Consider the following 19,778-nt stretch of genomic DNA (forward strand, 5'->3'; position numbering starts at 1 on the left):
TGCCAGGATGAATCCCGACAACTACCTGTATCTGTCGGCGCTGCTGTTCACCATCGGTGCGGCGGGGGTTCTGTTGCGGCGCAACGCCATCGTGATGTTCATGTGCGTCGAGCTTATGCTCAACGCGGCCAACCTGGCCTTCGTGGCATTCTCCCGTATGCACGGCCACCTCGACGGTCAGGTGGTGGCGTTCTTCACCATGGTGGTCGCCGCGTGCGAAGTCGTCGTCGGCCTGGCCATCATCATGACGATCTTCCGCACCCGCCGGTCGGCTTCCGTCGACGACGCCAGTCTGCTGAAGAACTAAGGGCGCCATGTCACTTCCAGTGTGGTTGCTGATCGACCTACCGATCACTGGCGCAGCGATCCTGCTGCTGGCGGGCAGGCGCGCGGACCGGTGGGGGCACCTGCTGGGTTGCGCCGCCGCGCTCTCGTCGTTCGTCGTGGGCGCGTTGTTGTTCGTCGACATGCTGGGGCGCCACGGGGAGGACCGCGCGGTCCACGAGAATCTGTTCTCGTGGGTTCCGGTGGCCGGCCTCCAGGTCGACTTCGGCCTGCAACTCGACGAACTGTCGATGTGTTTCGTGCTGTTGATCACCGGGGTGGGCTCGCTGATTCACATCTACTCGGTCGGCTACATGGCCCACGATCCGGACCGGAGAAGGTTTTTCGCCTATCTGAACCTGTTCCTCGCGGCCATGCTGCTGCTGGTTCTCGCCGACAACTACCTGGGCCTGTACGCCGGGTGGGAAGGTGTCGGCCTGGCCTCGTACCTGCTGATCGGGTTCTGGTCGCACAAGCCGTCAGCCGCCACCGCGGCCAAGAAGGCGTTCATCGTCAACCGCGTCGGCGATATGGGATTGGCCATCGCACTGATGGTCATGTTCGCCTCCGTCGGCTCGATCTCGTTCGCCGCCGTGTTCGGATCCGCCCCGGCACTCGGCGAACCGACACTCACCGCGATCGGGCTGCTCCTGCTGCTCGGCGCCTGCGGTAAGTCCGCACAGGTACCGCTGCAGTCCTGGCTGGGCGACGCGATGGAAGGTCCGACACCGGTGTCGGCGCTCATCCACGCGGCCACCATGGTGACGGCCGGCGTCTATCTGATCGTGCGGTCGGGGCCCATCTTCGATCTGGCGCCGGTCGCGCAGACCGGCGTCGTGCTCGTCGGTGCAGTCACGTTGTTGTTCGGCGCGATCATCGGCTGCGCGAAGGACGACATCAAGAAAGCCCTTGCCGCCTCGACCATGAGCCAGATCGGCTACATGGTGCTCGCCGCCGGGCTCGGCCCGGCCGGATACGCCTTCGCGATCATGCACCTGCTCACGCACGGCTTCTTCAAGGCCGGCCTGTTCCTCGGCGCCGGCTCCGTCATGCACGCGATGGACGACGAGGTCAACATGCGCCGCTACGGCGGCCTGCGCAAGGCCCTGCCGATAACGTTCGCGACATTCGGCCTGGGGTATCTTGCGATCATCGGCGTGCCGCCGCTGGCCGGGTTCTTCTCCAAAGACGGCATCATCGAGGCCGCCTTGGGTGCGGGCGGTGTCCGCGGCGTAATCCTCGGCGGTGCGGCCATATTGGGCGCGGGCATCACGGCGTTCTACATGACGCGCGTCATGCTGATGACCTTTTTCGGTGAAAAGCGCTGGGCCGACGGCGCACATCCGCATGAGGCACCCGCCGTCATGACCTGGCCCATGATCCTGCTGGCGATCGGCTCGGTGGTCTCAGGTGGCGCACTGGCCATCGGCGGCACGCTGTCGCACTGGCTCGAACCGGTCGTCGGCGCACACGAGGCCCATCACGCGGTGCCGGTATGGGTCGTCACCATCGTGGTGCTCGCGGTCGTGGCGATCGGCATCGCCGTGGCCTACCGGATGTACGCGCAGCAGGCTGTGCCGGTCGAGGTTCCGGAGGGTTCGGAGTTGACCGTGGCCGCGCGCCGCGACCTCTACGGCGACGCATTCAACGAGGCGGTGTTCATGCGGGGTGGCCAGGCGTTGACCGCGGCGATGGTGGTGGTCGACGACAAGGGCGTGGACGGCGCCGCCGGTGGGCTGGCCGCACTGGTGAGCCGAACCTCGAACGGCCTGCGGCAGTTGCAGACCGGGTTCGCCCGAAGTTACGCGCTGTCGATGCTCGGCGGTGCGGCCCTGGTGGTGGCGGCGATCCTGGCGGTGCGACTGTGGTGAATTCCTTCCCGTGGCTGACGGCGTTGTGGGCGACCCCGACCATCGGAGCTGCCGTGGTCATGCTGTTGCCTGCTGCCCAGCGGGCATTGGCCAAGTGGCTCGCACTGGCAATCTCGCTGGCGGCCCTTGGCCTCACCGTTGTGATCGCAGTGGGTTTCGAACCGGCCGGTGAGCAGTATCAGTTCGTCGAATCCCACCGCTGGATACCGTCGTTCGGGACGGGGTACATCCTAGGGGTCGACGGCATCGCACTGGCTCTGATCGTGCTGACCGTCGTCCTGGTGCCACTGCTGATCGTCGCCGGCTGGAACGACGCCGCCGGGCAGTCCGGATTGGCGGGCCGGTCGGTGCAGGCCTACCTTGCGCTCACGCTCGCCGTCGAGGGCTTGGTGCTCATGTCCCTGGTGGCGCTGGACATCCTGTTGTTCTACGTGTTCTTCGAGGCGATGCTCATCCCGATGTACTTCCTGATCGGGGGCTTCGGCGGCGAGAACCGGTCCAGAGCGGCCGTGAAGTTCCTGCTGTACAACCTGTTCGGCGGATTGGTCATGCTGGCCGCGGTGATCGGGCTGTACGTGGTGACCGCGGGCAGCGACGCGTTCGCGTCAGGGACGTTCGACTTCCGTGAGATCGTCGCAGCTGTCTCGTCCGGTGAGTTGGTGATCAGCCCGGCCGTCGCGAATTTCCTGTTCCTCGGCTTCATGTTCGCGTTCGCCGTCAAAGCACCCCTGTGGCCGTTCCACCGATGGCTGCCGGACGCGGCAGTGGAGGCCACGCCGGCCAGTGCGGTGCTGATGATGGCGATCATGGACAAGGTCGGCACATTCGGCATGCTGCGCTACTGCTTGCAGTTGTTCCCGGACGCATCAACGTATTTCCGTCCCGTCGTGATCACGTTGGCGGTGATCGGCATCGTGTACGGCGCAATCCTGGCGATCGGTCAGGTCGACGTCATGCGGTTGATCGCCTACACGTCGATATCGCATTTCGGGTTCATCATCCTCGGCATCTTTGCGATGACCAGCCAGGGACAGTCCGGTTCGACGCTCTACATGGTCAACCATGGAATCTCCACGGCCGCACTGTTCCTCATCGCCGGCTTCCTCGTGTCCCGGCGTGGCACCCGACTGATCGACGCCTACGGCGGAGTCCAGAAAGTGGCGCCGGTGCTGGCCGGGACCTTCCTGGTCGCCGGTCTGGCCACCCTCTCGCTGCCCGGGCTGGCGCCGTTCATCAGCGAGTTCCTGGTTCTCATCGGGACATTCACGCGATACCCGGTTCTCGCGGTGTTCGCCGCGACGGCCCTCGTACTCTCGGCCGTCTACATCCTGTGGACCTATCAGCGGATGATGACCGGCCCGGTGCGCGACGGCCTCGCGGACGGTGAGCACCGGATCCGCGATCTGGTGCCGCGCGAACTCGTCGTGGTGGCACCGTTGATCGCCCTGTTGCTCGTGCTCGGCATCTACCCCAAGCCCGCACTCGACGTGATCAACCCGGCCGTCGAGCACACCATGACCACGATCGGTGAGACCGATCCACCGCCGAGTGCGCCGACCGTGGCAGAGGGGGGACGCTAGACATGGTCACACCCAGTATCGAATACGGCCTGCTCTCCCCCATGCTGATCGTGTTCGGCGTGGCGGTCCTCGGCGTACTCATCGAGGCGTTCGCACCCCGCCAAGCCCGTTACCCCGCCCAGGTGACCATCGCCCTCGGCGGTTTGGTCGCCGCAGTGGTGGCCGTGGTGCTGGTGGCCCGCGACCTGCACGGCACGGCGGGCAAGCCGGCGGTGCTGGGCGCGGTCGTGCTCGACGCGCCTGCGCTGTTTCTGCAAGGCACGATCGCGTTGGTCGGCATTCTCGGAATCCTGCTGATCGCCGAACGAGAGAAGGTCAGCCAAACAGCCGACGGTGCACGAGGTTTGGACGGGTTCACGCCGCAGGCCTCGGCGGTGGCCGGCAGCGTTGCCGAACAGCTCGCCACCAAGACCGGTGTGATGCAGACCGAAGTGTTCCCGCTGACCATGTTCGCGATCGGCGGCATGCTGCTGTTCCCGGCGGCCGACGATCTGCTGACCATGTTCATCGCGCTCGAGGTACTGTCGCTGCCGCTGTACCTGTTGTGCGGGCTGGCCCGCCGGCGCCGGCTGCTGTCACAGGAGGCGGCACTCAAATACTTTCTGCTCGGCGCATTCTCGTCGGCGTTCTTCCTGTACGGCGCGGCGATGCTGTACGGCTACTCGGGCACGCTGGACCTCGGCGGAATCGCCGACGCGGTCGATGCCGGTGCCGGCAACACACCGCTGGCGCTGATCGGTGTGGGTCTGCTGCTGGTCGGGGTGTTGTTCAAAGTCGGCGCGGTGCCGTTCCATTCGTGGATTCCCGACGTGTACCAGGGTGCGCCGACCGCGATCACCGCGTTCATGGCGGCAGCCACCAAGATCGCGGCGTTCGGTGCGATGCTGCGCATCTTCTATGTCGCGCTCCCGCAGCTACGCGACGACTGGCGGCCGGTGCTGTGGGCGATCGCGATCCTGACCATGGTGGTCGGCACCGTCACCGCGGTCACCCAGAACGACGTCAAGCGCATGCTGGCGTATTCGGCCGTCGCGCACTCGGGCTTCATCCTCACCGGCGTGATCGCCGCCAACGCCGCCGGGGTGTCGTCAACGCTGTTCTATCTGTTCGCCTACGGGTTCAGCACACTCGGCGCGTTCGCGGTGGTGGGGCTCGTGCGCAACGCCGCCGGTGACGAGGAGACCGCGATGTCGGCGTGGGCAGGGCTCGGCCGTCGCTATCCGCTTGTCGGCGTGGTCTTTTCGTTGTTCCTGCTCGCCTTCGCCGGTATCCCGTTGACGAGCGGATTCGTCAGCAAGTTCGCGGTGTTCAAGGCAGCGGGCGAAGGCGGGGCGATTCCGTTGGTGATCGTCGGCGTGATCGCCAGCGCGGTCGCAGCCTACTTCTACGTCCGGGTGATCGTGTTGATGTTCTTCACCGACCCGCCCGACGACGCACCCGAGGTGGTGGTGCCGAGCGGGCTCACGACCGCCGTCGTCACCGTCACCGCGGCAGTCACCTTCGCGCTCGGCGCACTGCCACAACCATTGCTGGACCTCGCCAACAACGCCGAGGCGTTCCTGCGCTGAACCTTCCCTGCGCGAGCAGACGTGCAGGCACCCGGGAATGCGCAATCCAGGGTGCCTTAGCGTCTGGTCGTGCTACCGAGGGCTACGTTCGATCCATGACCATCGTGCTCACCGCCGACCACGGCGCCGTCCGCGTAGTGACGATGAACCGTCCGGAGGCGCGTAACGCGCTGGGCGCGGAGTTGATCGAGGCGCTGTACTCGGCGCTCGATGCCGCCGATTCCGATGAGGCGGTCCGGGCGGTCGTCTTGACCGGAACCGATCCCGCCTTCTGCGCGGGGGTCGACCTCAAGCAGGCGCAGTCGCTCGGCCTCGAGTATTTCGAGCGGTTCCAGACCCACAACTGCATCGCCAAGACCGGTCAGATGCGCACACCGATCGTCGGCGCGATCAACGGTGCGACGTTCACCGGCGGGTTGGAAATGGCGTTGGACTGTGACTTCCTGATCGCCTCCGAGCACGCCGTGTTCGCGGACACCCATGCTCGCGTGGGCATCCTGCCGGGCGGCGGTATGACGGCTCGGCTTCCCCATGTGGTGGGGGCCGCGATGGCACGCCGGCTGTCGATGACCGGTGAGGTTGTCGACGCGGTGCGCGCCGAACGCCTCGGTCTGGTGACCGAGGTGGTTCCTCATTCGCAACTCATGGAGCGGGCTCTCGAACTGGCCGGTCAGATCGCGGAGGTGCCTGGTCCGATCATGGCCGGACTCAAGGAGATCTACGTGCGCGGCACCGATCCCGTCATCTCGCCCGCACTGGCCGCCGAACGAGAGATCGCCGGCGCCCAGAAACGCGACTTCGATGCCCTCGGCGACCAGTACCGGGCCGTCGCACAACGCAACAAGAACCAGATCGGCGGCTAAGCGCCCGGTTCGATGATGGTCATGCCGTGCCCGGCAGGGTTGTCCATATCCGCCAGTGCGGCACCGGCGCCGTCGAGCCCGATCCGGCGTGTCACCAATTGCTCGGGGTCCAGGGCACCCGACGCGAGGAGTTCGAGCATCGCGGGATAGTCGACGGCAGGCATCCCGTGCGATCCGAGGATCGCCAACTCCTGCGCGATCACCCGGTCCATCGGGAACGCGGTCTGGGCGGCCGCGCCGAGCAGCAGACCTACCTGGATGTGCCGGCCGCGTCGGCGCAGTGAGGAAACCGACGCCGCGGCGAGCGCGGGATGGCCGACGGCATCGATCCCGATGTGCACGCCACCGGTTCGCCGCACGATTTCGGTTGCCGTGTCGGGGGTTTCGTTGCCATTGACGAGCTCGTCGGCGCCGAGGCGCCCAGCGATCGCCAGCGCCTCGGCGCTGACGTCAATCGCGATGACCTTGGCTCCGAACGCTTTCGCGATCATCACCCCCGACAAACCAACCCCGCCACAGCCGTGGACCGCCACCCATTGTCCCGGCTGCACCCGTCCGTGTGTCACCACCGCGCGGAACGATGTGGCGAACCGGCACCCGAGCGACGCTGCCGCGACGAACGAGACGGTGTCGGGCAGGCGCACGAGGTTGAACTGAGCGCGCGGTACCGCTACCTGTTGCGCGAACGTGCCCGCCAGGGTGAAACCGGGCTGCAGCTGATCGGGACACACCTGCGCGTCACCGGCCAGGCAGAATTCGCAGCAGCCGCACCCGAGCACGAACGGTGTGGTCACCCGATCGCCGATCCGCCAGCCGGACACGTCGGCGCCCCCCGCCGCGATCACACCGGCGAATTCGTGGCCGGGAATGATCGGCAACTCAACGGGATCGTGTCCGCGCCAGGCGTGCCAGTCCGAACGGCACACCCCCGTGGCCGCCACCTCGACGATCACCCCATCGTCGGCACACTCCGGGTCGGCCACGTCGACAACTGCCGGTACCACGCCGACATCGGGATAGACGACTGCACGCACCGTCTGATCGTACGTTCGCTCAGCGGTGTCGCTTGAGGATGAACTCGGCGATGCGCCCGCCCAATTCGGAGCTCTTCGGTGTCGACATGTCCACCTGCCGACGTGCCTGCTCGACGACGGGCGTGCCGGGGTCGAGGACCTCCAGGTAGACCTTGTGCGCGGCAAGAGACTCCACGGCGACGTCGACATAGTCGTCGATCACCTCCCCGTGGGTGGGTTCCGGACCGTTCTCGAACAGCCACCGCGGCGGGGCGGCCAAGCTGTCAAAAGCCGCCGCGACGGCATGCGAGAACTCGATGTGATCACTCTGGTTCGGTGCGTCGGGAGCCCAACTCGGCCCGCTGTAAATGGTGATGACGAGATCGGGAGCGATCGCGGTGATGGTTTCGGCGATCTTGGCGCGCAGTTCGGCAGTGTTGCGAATGGCGCTGTCCGGGAAGTCCCAGAACACGACGTCGTCGACCCCGACGATCGCCGCGGACCGTCGCTGCTCACCTTCGCGTATCGGACCGGCCTGTTCGGCGGGCATTCCCGCGATACCGGCCTCGCCGCGTGATGCGAGCGCGTAATGGACGGACTTGCCCTCAGTCGTCCATTTCGCCACGGCCGCACCGATTCCGTATTCGGGGTCGTCGGGATGCGGCACCAGGACCAGTGCGGTGCGCCAATCTGTCGGAAAGGGCTGGATATTCATGGCTGGCTCACTCGGGTGTTGTGGGCGGCGCGGATCAGCCACTGGCCGTTCCGCTTGACCATTACGTAGGTAATGATGCCGGACCGGTCCTGCGCATCCGCTCCGGGCTGCACATGGTCGGGCCAAGACCAGTGCGTGTGTACCAGCACGACACCCGGCGCCACGTCGGCGACCGAGACGACCTGCTGGCGGTAGTTGCGTTTCTGTGCGACAACGGATTCCGGGACGTCTTTGTGGCCGGCGACGTTGGCGTCCCGCGAGGTCCACCACCGCCCGCTGTGCGCGACGAAGTCGGCGTCGTCGGTGAAGTATTCACCCCACCGGTCCATATCGTGCGCGATCCACAAATCGGTGGTCGCGGCGATGACGGCCTTGATGTCCTGTTCATCTTTCGCGTTCACACGTCCAGTGTGGAACCTGAACAGTGATTGAGGTCAACCCTTGGTGACGCCGTGCACGACGATCGCCGAGGTCTGCGCCACCCAGTCGTCGTCGAGGTCCCGATCGGGCCACAGCAGCATCCGCAGCATGGTGGCCCCGCCGATGATCTCGACCAGCCGATCGGGGTCCACGTCGGCGTGGACCTCGCCGCGTGCGATGCCGTCGACGATGCGCTCCCGTACGGCGGCGAACATGTCGGTGAACCGACCCATCACCCGGGCGTTGAGATCGTCATCCGCGGCGACGTCGGCCACCAACCCGGGCAACGCGGCGCGCACCACCGGGCTGGTGAACACGTCGCGAGCCGCGCCGATCATCGCGCGGACGTCGGCGGCGATGTCGCCGGCGGGCGTGGCAAGCGCGGTCGGGGCGGCGGGGAACACCGCTTCGTGGACGAGCTCGGCCTTACTCGACCAGCGCCGGTACAGCGCTGTCTTCGTGGTCTGGGCCCGTTCGGCGACGGCGCCCATCGTGACGTTCGAATAACCGATTTCCACAAGCAGATCCGCGGTGGCGCGCAATATGGCAGCGTCGATACGTGGGTCGCGGGGACGTCCTGCGCCGGCAGTCTTGCCAACGATTGATGGCTCTGCTTTCATAACGCTACTAACAGTATCGTAATTGCGGTCGTAAGGAAGAATCGCATGGCACATGAACCGGCTGTCGAAGATGTCAGCCGCCTGCAGCATTCGAGTCGCGACGTCACCACCCTGCCGATCGCTCTGGCGGACTGGCTCTCGACGGTGTTGCCCGGCGGGGCGAACCCACAGGTCACCGTCGAGAGCGGGGTGGATTCCAACGGCATGTCGTCGGAGACCATTCTGCTCACCGCACGCTGGGACGAGGACGGCTCGGCCGTCGAGCAGCGCCTCGTCGCGCGCGTCGCACCGACCGACGAGGACGTGCCGGTGTTCTCGTCGTACCGGCTCGATCACCAATTCGAGCTGATGCGTCAGGTCGCCGAACTCACCGACGTCCCGGTCCCCCGGGTGCGCTGGCTGGAGACCACCGGCGCGGTGCTGGGGACGCCGTTCTTCCTCATGGACCGTGTCGACGGCGTCGTGCCGCCCGACGTGATGCCCTATACGTTCGGCGACAACTGGTTCTTCGACGCACCGGCCGAACGGCGTCGCGAACTTCAGGACAGCACTGTTGCCGTGCTCGCCAAGCTGCATTCGATTCCCGACGCGCAGAACCGGTTCGGGTTCCTCACCGAAGTGGACCCGCCCGGCGACACCCCGCTGCACCGGCACTTCGGCTGGCTCAAGGAATGGTACGAGTTCTCCGTTCCCGACATCGGGCGTTCCCCGCTGGTCGAACAGGCGCTGACATGGCTCGACAACCACTTCCCAGAGGACGTCGCCGCCTCCGAACCGGTGCTGGCATGGGGTGATTCACGCATCGGCAACGTGCTATACGACGACTTCCGGCCGGTCGCGGTGCTGGACTGGGAGATGGCCACCGTCGGTCCCCGCGAGCTCGACGTGGCCTGGATCATCTTCGCGCACATGGTGTTCCAGGAACTGTCCGGCTTGGCCGGGCTGCCGGGACTGCCCGATGTCATGCGCGAGGACGATGTGCGGGCCACCTACGAGGAACTGACCGGCGCACGGCTCGGCGACCTGAAGTGGTTCTACATCTACTCCGGGGTGATCTGGTGTTGCGTGTTCATGCGAACGTCGGCCCGCAGGGTGCGGTTCGGCGAGATGGAAAAGCCCGACGACGTCGAGTCGACCTTCTACCACGCGTCTCTGCTGCGCCGACTGATCGAGGAGTCCTAGATGCTCGGCCCGATGGATGAGTTTCCGGTACACCAGGTTCCGCAGCCGATCGCGTGGCCCGGCTCGTCGGACCGGAACTTCTACGACCGCTCATACTTCAACGCCCACGACCGCACCGGCGACATCTTCGTCATCACGGGCATCGGCTATTACCCGAACCTCGGGGTGAAGGATGCGTTTCTGCTGGTGCGCCGCGGCGACACCCAGACCGCTGTGCATCTGTCCGATGCGATCGACCAGGACCGGCTCAACCAGCACGTGATGGGCTACCGCGTCGACGTCGAGCAACCGCTGCACAAGCTGCGCATCACGCTCGACGAGACCGAGGGCATCTCTGCCGATCTCACGTGGAGCGGGTTGTTCGACGTCGTCCAGGAACAACCACACATCCTGCGCTCGGGCAACCGGGTCACCTTGAACGCTCAGCGGTTCGCTCAATTGGGTTCGTGGAGCGGACATTTGACAATCGACGGCGAGCGCATCGCCGTCGACCCCGCCAGCTGGATCGGATCACGCGACCGGTCATGGGGCATCCGCCCGATCGGTGAGGCCGAGCCCGCGGGCCGACCCGCCGATCCGCCATTCGAGGGCATGTGGTGGCTGTACGTGCCGATGGCGTTCGACGAGTTCTCGATCGTCATCATCATCCAGGAGGAGCCCAACGGGTTCCGATCGCTCAACGACTGCACGAGGATCTGGAAGGACGGCCGTATCGAGCAGCTTGGTTGGCCGCGCATCAAGATTCACTACCGGTCGGGAACTCGTATTCCCACCGGGGCCACGATCGACGCCACCGCAGCCGACGGTTCGCCCGTCCGGTTCGACGTGGAATCCAAACTGCCCGTGCCGATTCACGTAGGCGGCGGCTACGGCGGCGACTCCGACTGGATTCACGGCGTGTGGAAGGGCGAGAAGTTCACCGAGCGACTCACCTACGACATGAACGATCCGGCGATCATCGGCCGGTCCGGGTTCGGCGTCATCGACCATGTCGGCCGTGCGGTGTGCACAGAAGGCGATGCTCCGCGCGCCGAGGGTTGGGGGCTGTTCGAGCATGGCGCGCTCGGGCGGCATGATCCGTCAGGTTTTGCTGACTGGTTGACGGTCGCGCCTTAGCTGCGCGATTGTGAGTTCCCGCGGATTGTCACGCCAGCGTGGCTTGTCACTTCCCCGCCGGTTGTCACTTTTCCGCGGATTGTCACTTCCCCGCCGATTGTCACGCTAGCGTGGCTCTCGGCTGCCGGCGTCACTCTGGCGTGACAACCGCGGGCTAAGCATGCGCTCGGCGGGCCTATCCCGCGCCCGTTGTCACGCCAGCGTGGCCCTCGACCACCCGCGTCACTCTGGCGTGACAACCGCGCCAAGCCCCAAACACACTCGCCCAAGCCATCACGCCGCCCAGAGCAACGCTGCCGCGCCGACGATCTCGACCAGGCAGTAGAACCAGTTGGGGTAGAACGCGGTCCGTTCATCGAAGACCGCCGAGACGCTGCGGCCGACTGCCATTCCGGCCAGGGCAGCGCCGACCGTAACGAGTATCCCCGTCCGTATGTCCCCCGGTGTGGCGGCCGCATAGACCAACACCGCCGAGATCGCGAGGCCGAAACCGCCATACACACCACGCACTTCCGCACGAGACGCCCCCGTCTTGAGCGTGTAGTCGAACGGACGCAGCATCGCCTGCGGAGCGGCCAACGCATACACACCCATGCCGAGGAAGAACACCCCGACGACGACGATCACTGCGATAACCACGGTAGCCTCCTGATCAGTTGTCCGATCAGCATGCAGACTGAATCCATGACAGCGCTTCCACAAACCTGCTATCCGGCGGTGTGGCTGTGGCCGGGGCAGGCTCTTTACTCCGGGCCCGGCCTGGGGTTGGAACCGCACTCCGGATCGGTGTGGTGTCTGGCGGTAGGCGTCGACGCGCCGTTGACGGTGATTGTCGATGGCGAGACGGTCGTCGCGCGGACGGTGCTGATCCCACCGCGATTGACCCATCACCTCGTGATGACCGGACCCCTCGTGTCCTGCTACCTGGATCCGGCCTCACACCGCGCGGCATCGTGCCGGGAGCAGTTCGACGCAACGCATCACGGCATCGGGGTAGGCCACCGGGCCGAGGACCTGCTGCTGGTACCACCGGACGACGACGGTGCCGCACTGCGCTGGTTGGACACGGCTGCGCCATCGGCGGTGCACGATATCGATCCGCGTATTGAGTTGGCCGCCAAGCAGATTCGAGAGGATCTCGCTGCTGATGTGTCGGCCCGCGAGTTGGCGGCGACGGCGGGACTGTCCGAATCGCGGTTCCTGCATCTGTTCCGACAGGAGATCGGTTCGAGTCTGCGTCGCTACCGGCTGTGGAGTCGGTTATTACGGGCGGGGGCCGAGATCGCTGCCGGGCGAAACCTCACCACTGCCGCCGTCGAGGCGGGCTTCGCCAGCCCATCGCACCTCGCCGACCGGTTCAAGACGACGTTCGGACTTTCTGCGACACAGCTTCTCGCGACGGGTTTGGCGGTCCGGATACCCTGACGAGCGACCGCTGAATGCCGGGAATTTGCGGCGTGTCGGCGTACAAACACGGTCGCTCGCGGTGCCAAGGTGCCAAGCACCCAGAAAAAACTAAGCGACGGACTGCGCGGCGGGGGCGCGGCCGAAGACCATCGACTCCTCGATGCGGTCGAACCGGTGGTCGATGGCATCGAGGATGTAGTTGTGGCGGACGTGCCATGGACGTCGGGTGCCGGAGCGCGGCAACGCATGTTCGGATCGCTGGATGTAACCCGCCTCGAGGTCCCACGTCCGTTTCTCCGGCATGGGTACCGCGCCCTTGTGTGGGTAGGCATGGGTGTAGCCGTGAGAACCCATGTACGCCAAGAGCTTAGCGACGGCACGTGCCGTCATGTCGGCGCGCAGCGTCCATGACGCGTTGGTGTATCCGATGCACCACGCCATGTTCGGGACATCTTCGAGGAGGAATTCCTTGTAGACGAACCGTTCGGTCGGCTTGACCTCGGTGCCATCGACCCGCAGTGCGATACCGCCGAGTGCCTGGAGTTGCAGGCCGGTGGCGGTGACGATCACGTCGGCGTCGATGCGGTTGCCGGACTTGAGGACGATGCCGTCGGCGTCGACGTGGTCAATGTGATCGGTCACCACTTCGGTGCGGCCGTCGCTGATGTGCTCGAACAGGTCGCCGTCGAGGACAAGGCACATGCGTTGATCCCATGGGTTGTAGCGCGGCTTGAAATGGACGTCGACCGGGTAGCCCGGCGGCAGCGCGGCGGTGTTCCGGTTGCGGATCAGCCACCGCCCCGCCTTGGGCGCCTTACGGAAGAAGAAGTACATCAACACGTGCACCATCGCGTTGCGGAACCGCACGACTTGATGAGACAGCCTGCGCGGCAATATTTTCCGGATGGCCTGCACCATCGGGTCGATCCGGGCCATCGACATCATGTAGGTCGGTGAGCGCTGCAGCATCGTCACGTGCCCGGCCTGTTTGGCGAGCGCCGGGATCAGGCTGATGGCCGTGGCGCCGCTACCGATGACGACGACACGCTTGCCGGTGTAGTCCAGCGATTCGGGCCAGAACTGCGGGTGCACGACGTCGCCGCGGAAGTTCTCGATGCCGGGGAACTCCGGGGTGTACGGCTCGTCGTAGTTGTAATAGCCGGTACCGAAGAACACGAACCGCGCGCGGTAGTCCTTGGCTTCACCGTCCCGTTCGGTGTGCAGGGTCCAGGTGTCGGTGGTCGAGTCCCAATCCGCCGACAGCACATGGGTGTTGAACTGGATATGACGGTCGATGCCGTGCTTGTGAGCCGTCTGCGTGAGGTATTCGCGTATATCGGCGCCGTCGGCCACGTTCTCGGGCCGGGTCCACGGCTCGTACGGGTAGCTCAGCGTGAAAATGTCGCTGTCGGACCGAATGCCCGGATAGCGGAACAGGTCCCATGTGCCACCGATGCGCGCACGGCGTTCCAGCAGCGTGTAGGTCAACCCCGGGCACTTCTCGTGGATGCGGTAGGCCGCGCCCAATCCGGATATCCCCGCGCCGATGATGAGCACGTCCGAATACTCCGGGTCTCCCGGCTCGTTGGCACCCATGGCGAACCTCCTTTGGTCCCGCTGCGTACCACCACATTAGGTGCTCAGGTGGCCAGCGCGTCAACGATCTGCGCGAGCGAATCCACCGCGATCGGACCGGGTTGATACAGACAGATCCGATCGGACACACCGGCGACGCGATCGGCGATGTGTGCGGCGATCTCGGCGGGGCTACCGCACGCCGCGATGGTGTGCAGCACCTTGTCGTCGATCAGCGAACCCATCTCCAGCCAGCGGCCCTGCTTGGACAGCGCGTTCAGCTCGGGCTGCAACTCACCCCAGCCGTGCACGTCGAGCACCGGCCGATACGCCGGGGTGGACCCGTAGAACGCCAGCAGCCGTCGTGCGGCGTCGTGGTCGTCGCCGACCGACACGATGATCTCCGGCACGACGGCGAAGGCGTCCGGATCGCGATTGGCCGCGGCCAGGCCGGCACGCACCGCAGGCATCGTCACCTCGTTCAAAAAGCGCTTGGAGCCGAACGGCATCACCAGCAGGCCGTCGGCCAACTCGGCGGTGGCCCGGGTGAGCCGAGGCCCGAGCGCACCGACGTAGATCGGTGGCGGCCCGTACGGGTTCGCGCCGGGGCTGAACGTGGGCGTCATGAGCGTGTGCCGGTAGAACTCGCCGCGGAAATCAAGCCGCTCGCCGGTTTGCCACGCGGCGAAGATGGCGCGCAGCGCCCCGATCAGTTCGCTCATTCTGGCCACCGGCCGGTCGAAGTCGGCGCCGAACCGTTTTTCGATCTGCGTGCGGATCTGCGTGCCCAGTCCGAGGGTGAACCGGCCGCCGGACAGCAGCTGGTGGTCGATCGCCTGGTGCGCCAGGTGAATCGGATTGCGCGGAAATGCGATTGCCACATTGGTCATGAGGTCGAGGCCACCCACCGTGGCGGCCAGTGTCAGCGGCGCGAACACATCGTGCGGGCCTTCGAACGTGAACACCCCGCTCGCCCCGGCCTCTCGCAGTGCTTGCGCCCGCTCAATTGCATCCATCGGCCCGAACAACGCCGTCATGACCTTCACGCCGTGAGAGCCTAGTCACGTGAGCATTCCACCGAGTGCCGATGTCGTCATCGTGGGAGCAGGCTTCGCCGGGCTCTCAGCCGCCCGCGAATTGGTCCGCCTCGGCCACAAGGTGGTGGTGCTCGAGGGCCGCGACCGGGTGGGTGGCCGCTCGTCGACCGCCACGATCGCCGGGGTGCCGGTGGATCTGGGCGGCACGTTCGTCGGCCCCACACAGGATGCCGTACTGGCCCTGGCGGCCGAGCTCGGCTGCCAGACCGTCCCCACCTACAGCCGCGGTAAGAATTTGATCCGCTGGCACGGCAAGGTGCGGTCCTACCGCAGCACGATCCCGCGGCTGTCGATCCTGGAACTGCTCGACGTGTCCCGCATCCAGTGGCGGTTCGAGCGCTTGTGCCGCGGTATCCGCGTCGACGAGCCATGGAGCGGCCCCCAGGCGCACAAGCTCGACAAGATCAGCTTGGAACGGTGGCTGCGCTCGTTGCATGCGAGCGCGTCGACGCGGAATCTGATGGCGATCATGTCGCGGGTCACGTGGGGCGCCGAACCGGAGGCGGTGTCGATGCTGCACGCCGTGCGCTACGTGAAGGCTGCCGGCGGGCTGGACCGGTTGCTCGACGTCAGGGGCGGTGCGCAGCAGGACCGGTTCCCCGAGGGCACCCAGAAGATCGCCGTGCGGATGGCCGATGAGCTGGGCGACCGCGTCGTGCTGAAGGCGCCCGTCGAGCGGATCGAGCGGCTCGCCGACGGGACGGTGGCCGTCAGCTGCTCGGACGGCCATGTGAGCGCTCGGGCGGTGATCGTGGCGATCGCACCGCAACACCGCTCGGGTATCGAGTTCGACCCGCCGCTGCCCGAGCACTATGACAAGTTGGCGGCGCACTGGCCGCAGGGCAGCCTGAGCAAGGCGTACGCGGCGTATGACCGCCCGTACTGGCGCGCCAACGGCTGTTCTGGCGAGGCGCTGTCGGACGAGGGTCCGGTGTTCATCACGTTCGACGTCAGTCCCGGCGACGACGGCCCGGGCATCCTGCTCGGCTTCACCGACTCCCGGTCGTTCGACGAGCTGCCGTCCGAGCAGCGCCGCGAGCAGGCACTCGCCGGCTTCGCGGCGTTGTTCGGCGACGCCGCGCTCAATCCCATCGACTACATCGATCATTGTTGGGGCACAGAAGAATTCGCGCCAGGCGGGCCTACCGCGGCGGTGCCGCCCCTGGCCTGGACCACCTACGGGCGCTGGCTGCGCACACCCGTCGACGGAATCTTCTGGGCGGGCACCGAAACGGCCGACGCCTGGACCGGATTCCTCGACGGCGCCGTACGGTCCGGCCGGCGCGCGGCCGTCGAGGTGGCCGAGCGGCTGGCTAGCTGATCCGCTGCGCGGCCGTCACCGACTCGGTCAGTGACCGCAGTTGGGCGTTGACGTCGTCGGGGCGTTCGAGGATCGCGCAGTGCCCGCCACCCAGCTCGACGAACCCGGCCAGATTGGGGGCGTCGGCGGCGATGCGCCGTGACGCGTTGATCGGCAGCAACCGGTCCTTCGCGCTGCCGATCACGAGCGTCGGCACCGTGAGGTTGCGCAGCGAGATGTGCTTGGGGCCGAGGTTGTCGACGAGTACGCGCGTCCAGGCGCCGCGCCCGGCCGGCGGGGTCGCGGCGAACAGCTGGTAGACGAAGTCGGCGACCCACGGCTCGGCGTCCCGGCCGACCGCGAGCTGCGCGACGAAGCGCTTGTTGGGTCCCTCGGCCATCTTCGGCATACGGGTGCTGCCGAACGTCCGTAGTACCGTCCCGGCGGTGCGGATCCGGGTCGCTGTGAGGCGGGCGGGTACCTGGGCCAGCTGGACGTCGCGCAGCAGGTCGCCGGTGCTGGTGTTGATCAGGGCGACGGCATCCGCGCACGACCGAACCCGGTTCGGGTAGCGCTGAGACCAGGACGTGATCGCGATTCCGCCCATCGAGTGACCGGCGATGACGGCGTGCTCGCCGGGCTTCAGCGTGGCGTCGAGCACCGCGTCCAGGTCGGCGGCGAGGTGATTGAGGCTGTAGCGGTTGCGGCCGCGGGGCGTCTCGCTGCGGCCGTGCCCGCGGTGGTCATAGGCGATGACCCGGTAATCACCGGCCAGGTCGGCGATCTGATGAGCCCAGACTTCGATGGCGCACGTGATGCCGTGTGCGAGCACGACCGGATAGCCGTCCTCGGGCCCGAACACCTGCGCGTGCAGCTTGACCCCGTCGACGGCACGCACCTCCACGGTGCGCCCGGAAGGTAGCTGGGGAAGAGACATGGCTGCTCCGTTCATCGGCTTCATTGCCTGGTCGTGCGATCCTACCGCTCGGTAACCAACACTGGTTTGACCACCTCACCGGCCTTGGCGGCGGCCCACACCCGGTCGAAGTCGCCGAAGGGGTACGACGTGACCAGTTTGTCGAGCGGCAGTTCGCCAGTTCGGTAGAAATCGACGAGTCGCGGGATGAAGGTGTGCGGCTCGCTGTCGCCCTCCACCACCCCGCGCACCGTCAGGCCCCGGCCCATGATGAGGGCGACCGGAAGCTCGGCGGTCAGTGCGCCCAGGCCCAGCAGCGCCAGCGTCCCGCGGGATCGCAACACCGCGACGGCCGACGCGATGACGTCGGGCCGCGCAGTGGTGTCCACGGCGCCCGCCGCTCCCCCGGTCAACTCGAGCACCGCAGCCGCGGCATCGGTGGCAGTCGGATCGACGGTCGCGGTCGCGCCCAATTCTGTTGCAAGCGTACGTCGTTGCTCGATCGGATCGACCGCGACGATGGTCCGGCACCCCGCGATGCGGGCGCCCATGACGGCCGACAAACCGACCGCGCCAGCGCCGAACACGACGACCGCGTCCTCGGGTCGAGATGCGAGCACGTTGAGCACCGCGCCGACGCCGGTCTGCACACTGCAGCCGAGCGGGGCGGCCAGCGCGGGATCGATCGATTCGGGTACGACGACGGCGTTGCGGCTTCGGGCGATCGCGTACGTGGCGAAACTGGACTGGCCGAAGAATCCGCCGCCGATCGGGGCACCGTCAAGCCGCAGCGCGCTGGACTCGTCGCGGCGGCTGCCACGCATGTTGAGGTCCGTGGACTGGTCGCAGTAGGCCGGACGATCCGCGACGCAGTTCGTGCAGGCTCCGCAGCTCGCGAAGGTCAGCACCACCCGTTCGCCAACCCGCCGCTGCGCCTTGGGGCCGACCTCGACGACAGTCCCCGCTCCCTCGTGTCCGAACACCATCGGCAGCTTGCGGAAGCGTGCAGCCACACTGACGTCGGTGTGGCAGATGCCCACCGCATCGATCTTGACCAGCACTTCGTCCTCGACCGGCGGGCGTATCTGCACGTCGGTCAATTGCGGATCGGCTCCGGCGTCGAGCAGGACCGCGGCGCGGGCAGTGAGCATCCGGTGATGTTAAGCGACAAACTTGACACCTGTCACAATCGGTTCCGGGCAGAATGTGGCACGACGACAACAGGAAGGCCCTCATGCGTGCAGCACTGATCACCCGCCTCGACGGTCCCGATGCGGTGCAGGTGGCCGACGTGGACGAGCCGGCAGGCGACGACGCCGTCGTCATCGACGTCCACGCCGCCGGGGTGGCGTTTCCCGACGCGCTGCTGACCCGCGGGCTCTACCAGTACAAGCCGGAGTTGCCGTTCAGCCCGGGTGCCGAGATCGCCGGCGTGGTGCGCACTGCACCGGCCGATGCGCACGTGGCGGCCGGTGACCGGGTACTCGGTCTGACGATGTTGTCCGGCGGGATGGCCGAAGTGGTTGCGCTACCTGCCGATCGGGTGTTCAAGCTGCCCGATGCGGTGTCGTTCGAGGCCGGTGCGGGCATTCTGTTCAACGACCTGACGGTGCAGTTCGCGCTGCGTACCCGCGGCAGACTCGCGCAGGGCGAGACGGTTTTGGTGCACGGCGCGGCCGGTGGCATCGGTACCTCGGCGCTGCGACTGGCGCCCGCGCTGGGCGCGTCACGCACCATCGCGGTGGTGTCCACCGAGGAGAAGGCCGAAATCGCCAGGAGCGCAGGAGCTTCCGACGTGGTTCTGGCCGACGGTTTTCGCGACGCGGTCAAAGAACTCACCGGTGAGCGGGGCGTCGACATCGTCCTCGACCCCGTTGGCGGTGACCGCTTCACCGATTCCCTGCGCTCGCTCGCGGTCGGCGGGCGACTCTTGGTGGTCGGCTTCACCGGTGGTGAGATTCCCACCGTCAAGGTCAATCGCCTACTGCTCAACAACGTCGACGTGGTCGGTGCCGGTTGGGGTGCGTGGAGCTTCTCGCACCCCGGCTACCTCGCCGAGCAGTGGGCCGAGCTCGAACCGCTGTTGGCCTCCGGAGCCGTCGCGGCACCGCAACCCGAGGTGTATCCACTGGAACAGGCCGCCGAAGCCATTGCGTCCCTTGAGAATCGGACCGCCAAGGGCAAGGTGGTGCTGAAGCTGCGGTGAGTCCG

The 19,778-nt window shown here is 66.6% G+C and carries 19 protein-coding genes; 10 read left to right on the top strand and 9 right to left on the bottom strand.

All coding sequences use genetic code 11. From position 1 onward, the window contains the following. Positions 1–7 precede the first annotated feature (7 nt). The 5 genes from nuoK (at position 8) to ACOI2T_RS25670 (ending at position 6,206) form a co-directional block, all read left to right on the top strand. Positions 8–307: an NADH-quinone oxidoreductase subunit NuoK gene (nuoK, locus tag ACOI2T_RS25650; RefSeq protein ID WP_036428167.1), complete on the top strand. Its 300-nt coding sequence runs from the start codon at positions 8–10 to the stop codon at positions 305–307. 7 nt (positions 308–314) lie between these two features. Then, a complete protein-coding gene (nuoL, locus tag ACOI2T_RS25655; protein WP_409506017.1) occupies positions 315–2,195 on the top strand; it encodes an NADH-quinone oxidoreductase subunit L in 1,881 nt (626 codons plus the stop codon). Beyond that, on the top strand, positions 2,189–3,775 hold the full coding sequence (locus ACOI2T_RS25660) for an NADH-quinone oxidoreductase subunit M (protein ID WP_409506016.1): 1,587 nt from the start codon (positions 2,189–2,191) through the stop codon (positions 3,773–3,775). Before nuoL ends, ACOI2T_RS25660 begins: the two co-directional genes overlap by 7 nt. A 2-nt stretch (positions 3,776–3,777) precedes the next feature. Next, positions 3,778–5,343: an NADH-quinone oxidoreductase subunit NuoN gene (nuoN, locus tag ACOI2T_RS25665; protein ID WP_409506015.1), complete on the top strand. Its 1,566-nt coding sequence runs from the start codon at positions 3,778–3,780 to the stop codon at positions 5,341–5,343. 95 nt (positions 5,344–5,438) lie between these two features. Continuing rightward, the gene (locus tag ACOI2T_RS25670) at positions 5,439–6,206 is read left to right on the top strand and encodes an enoyl-CoA hydratase (protein ID WP_421874731.1); all 768 of its coding nucleotides are present in this window, start codon (positions 5,439–5,441) and stop codon (positions 6,204–6,206) included. Here ACOI2T_RS25670 and ACOI2T_RS25675 read toward each other — a convergent pair. Genes ACOI2T_RS25675 through ACOI2T_RS25690 form a run of 4 tightly spaced genes read right to left on the bottom strand, consistent with a single transcriptional unit; the run spans position 6,203 to position 8,974 of the window. Further along, on the bottom strand, positions 6,203–7,240 hold the full coding sequence (locus ACOI2T_RS25675) for a zinc-dependent alcohol dehydrogenase family protein (protein ID WP_409506013.1): 1,038 nt from the start codon (positions 7,238–7,240) through the stop codon (positions 6,203–6,205). The two genes, ACOI2T_RS25670 and ACOI2T_RS25675, sit on opposite strands and share 4 nt — an antisense overlap. 19 nt (positions 7,241–7,259) lie before the next feature. Continuing rightward, complete coding sequence (locus ACOI2T_RS25680; protein ID WP_409506012.1) at positions 7,260–7,934, bottom strand: PIG-L deacetylase family protein; 675 nt, start codon at positions 7,932–7,934, stop codon at positions 7,260–7,262. Next, positions 7,931–8,335, bottom strand: coding sequence for a YybH family protein (locus ACOI2T_RS25685; protein ID WP_409506011.1), 405 nt, complete (start codon positions 8,333–8,335; stop codon positions 7,931–7,933). The genes ACOI2T_RS25680 and ACOI2T_RS25685 overlap by 4 nt, the downstream gene beginning before the upstream one ends. 33 nt (positions 8,336–8,368) lie before the next feature. Continuing rightward, positions 8,369–8,974, bottom strand: a complete 606-nt coding sequence (locus tag ACOI2T_RS25690; protein ID WP_409506010.1) for a TetR/AcrR family transcriptional regulator — start codon at positions 8,972–8,974, stop codon at positions 8,369–8,371. Positions 8,975–9,019: 45 nt separating this feature from the next. Here ACOI2T_RS25690 and ACOI2T_RS25695 point away from each other — a divergent pair, with 45 nt between their 5' ends. Together ACOI2T_RS25695 and ACOI2T_RS25700 are read left to right on the top strand one after the other, a co-directional pair. Next, positions 9,020–10,156 carry a phosphotransferase family protein gene (locus ACOI2T_RS25695; protein ID WP_409506009.1) on the top strand — a complete coding sequence of 379 codons (1,137 nt, stop codon included), beginning with the start codon at positions 9,020–9,022 and terminating at the stop codon, positions 10,154–10,156. Next, positions 10,157–11,272, top strand: coding sequence for an Rv3169 family protein (locus ACOI2T_RS25700; RefSeq protein WP_409506008.1), 1,116 nt, complete (start codon positions 10,157–10,159; stop codon positions 11,270–11,272). 273 nt (positions 11,273–11,545) lie between these two features. Here the strand turns inward: ACOI2T_RS25700 and ACOI2T_RS25705 are convergent, their stop codons facing one another. After that, on the bottom strand, positions 11,546–11,911 hold the full coding sequence (locus tag ACOI2T_RS25705) for a DUF4345 domain-containing protein (protein WP_409506007.1): 366 nt from the start codon (positions 11,909–11,911) through the stop codon (positions 11,546–11,548). A gap of 45 nt (positions 11,912–11,956) precedes the next feature. On the opposite strand from ACOI2T_RS25705, the gene ACOI2T_RS25710 reads away from it, so the two are divergent. Next, entirely contained in the window at positions 11,957–12,697 is a 741-nt protein-coding gene (locus tag ACOI2T_RS25710) for a helix-turn-helix domain-containing protein (protein ID WP_409506006.1), read from the top strand. A gap of 90 nt (positions 12,698–12,787) precedes the next feature. Here the strand turns inward: ACOI2T_RS25710 and ACOI2T_RS25715 are convergent, their stop codons facing one another. Then, positions 12,788–14,275 carry a flavin-containing monooxygenase gene (locus tag ACOI2T_RS25715; RefSeq protein ID WP_409506005.1) on the bottom strand — a complete coding sequence of 496 codons (1,488 nt, stop codon included), beginning with the start codon at positions 14,273–14,275 and terminating at the stop codon, positions 12,788–12,790. A gap of 44 nt (positions 14,276–14,319) precedes the next feature. Next, positions 14,320–15,291, bottom strand: a complete 972-nt coding sequence (locus tag ACOI2T_RS25720) for an LLM class F420-dependent oxidoreductase (protein ID WP_409506030.1) — start codon at positions 15,289–15,291, stop codon at positions 14,320–14,322. A gap of 28 nt (positions 15,292–15,319) precedes the next feature. Between ACOI2T_RS25720 and ACOI2T_RS25725 the strand changes: the two genes are divergently transcribed. Further along, complete coding sequence (locus ACOI2T_RS25725) at positions 15,320–16,672, top strand: flavin monoamine oxidase family protein (RefSeq protein ID WP_409506004.1); 1,353 nt, start codon at positions 15,320–15,322, stop codon at positions 16,670–16,672. Here ACOI2T_RS25725 and ACOI2T_RS25730 read toward each other — a convergent pair. Beyond that, the gene (locus tag ACOI2T_RS25730; RefSeq protein ID WP_409506003.1) at positions 16,665–17,588 is read right to left on the bottom strand and encodes an alpha/beta fold hydrolase; all 924 of its coding nucleotides are present in this window, start codon (positions 17,586–17,588) and stop codon (positions 16,665–16,667) included. The genes ACOI2T_RS25725 and ACOI2T_RS25730 overlap by 8 nt on opposite strands. A 41-nt stretch (positions 17,589–17,629) precedes the next feature. Further along, positions 17,630–18,718 carry an NAD(P)-dependent alcohol dehydrogenase gene (locus tag ACOI2T_RS25735; RefSeq protein WP_409506002.1) on the bottom strand — a complete coding sequence of 363 codons (1,089 nt, stop codon included), beginning with the start codon at positions 18,716–18,718 and terminating at the stop codon, positions 17,630–17,632. Positions 18,719–18,801: 83 nt separating this feature from the next. Between ACOI2T_RS25735 and ACOI2T_RS25740 the strand changes: the two genes are divergently transcribed. Next, positions 18,802–19,773 carry an NADPH:quinone oxidoreductase family protein gene (locus ACOI2T_RS25740; RefSeq protein WP_409506001.1) on the top strand — a complete coding sequence of 324 codons (972 nt, stop codon included), beginning with the start codon at positions 18,802–18,804 and terminating at the stop codon, positions 19,771–19,773. Positions 19,774–19,778: the final 5 nt, after the last annotated feature.

This window comes from Mycolicibacterium wolinskyi str. Jessa 2025, from assembly GCF_049241375.1.
Taxonomy (GTDB): Bacteria; Actinomycetota; Actinomycetes; order Mycobacteriales; family Mycobacteriaceae; genus Mycobacterium; species Mycobacterium wolinskyi.

Excerpts from the sequence above, each read along its gene's own strand:
- nuoK (WP_036428167.1), top strand. The coding sequence starts at position 8 with ATGAATCCCGACAACTACCTGTATCTGTCGGCGCTGCTGTTCACCATC.
- nuoL (WP_409506017.1), top strand. The coding sequence starts at position 315 with ATGTCACTTCCAGTGTGGTTGCTGATCGACCTACCGATCACTGGCGCA.
- nuoN (WP_409506015.1), top strand. The coding sequence starts at position 3,778 with ATGGTCACACCCAGTATCGAATACGGCCTGCTCTCCCCCATGCTGATC.
- ACOI2T_RS25670 (WP_421874731.1), top strand. The coding sequence starts at position 5,439 with ATGACCATCGTGCTCACCGCCGACCACGGCGCCGTCCGCGTAGTGACG.
- ACOI2T_RS25680 (WP_409506012.1), bottom strand. The coding sequence starts at position 7,934 with ATGAATATCCAGCCCTTTCCGACAGATTGGCGCACCGCACTGGTCCTG.
- ACOI2T_RS25690 (WP_409506010.1), bottom strand. The coding sequence starts at position 8,974 with ATGAAAGCAGAGCCATCAATCGTTGGCAAGACTGCCGGCGCAGGACGT.
- ACOI2T_RS25695 (WP_409506009.1), top strand. The coding sequence starts at position 9,020 with ATGGCACATGAACCGGCTGTCGAAGATGTCAGCCGCCTGCAGCATTCG.
- ACOI2T_RS25700 (WP_409506008.1), top strand. The coding sequence starts at position 10,157 with ATGCTCGGCCCGATGGATGAGTTTCCGGTACACCAGGTTCCGCAGCCG.
- ACOI2T_RS25710 (WP_409506006.1), top strand. The coding sequence starts at position 11,957 with ATGACAGCGCTTCCACAAACCTGCTATCCGGCGGTGTGGCTGTGGCCG.
- ACOI2T_RS25715 (WP_409506005.1), bottom strand. The coding sequence starts at position 14,275 with ATGGGTGCCAACGAGCCGGGAGACCCGGAGTATTCGGACGTGCTCATC.
- ACOI2T_RS25720 (WP_409506030.1), bottom strand. The coding sequence starts at position 15,291 with ATGACGGCGTTGTTCGGGCCGATGGATGCAATTGAGCGGGCGCAAGCA.
- ACOI2T_RS25730 (WP_409506003.1), bottom strand. The coding sequence starts at position 17,588 with ATGTCTCTTCCCCAGCTACCTTCCGGGCGCACCGTGGAGGTGCGTGCC.
- ACOI2T_RS25735 (WP_409506002.1), bottom strand. The coding sequence starts at position 18,718 with ATGCTCACTGCCCGCGCCGCGGTCCTGCTCGACGCCGGAGCCGATCCG.
- ACOI2T_RS25740 (WP_409506001.1), top strand. The coding sequence starts at position 18,802 with ATGCGTGCAGCACTGATCACCCGCCTCGACGGTCCCGATGCGGTGCAG.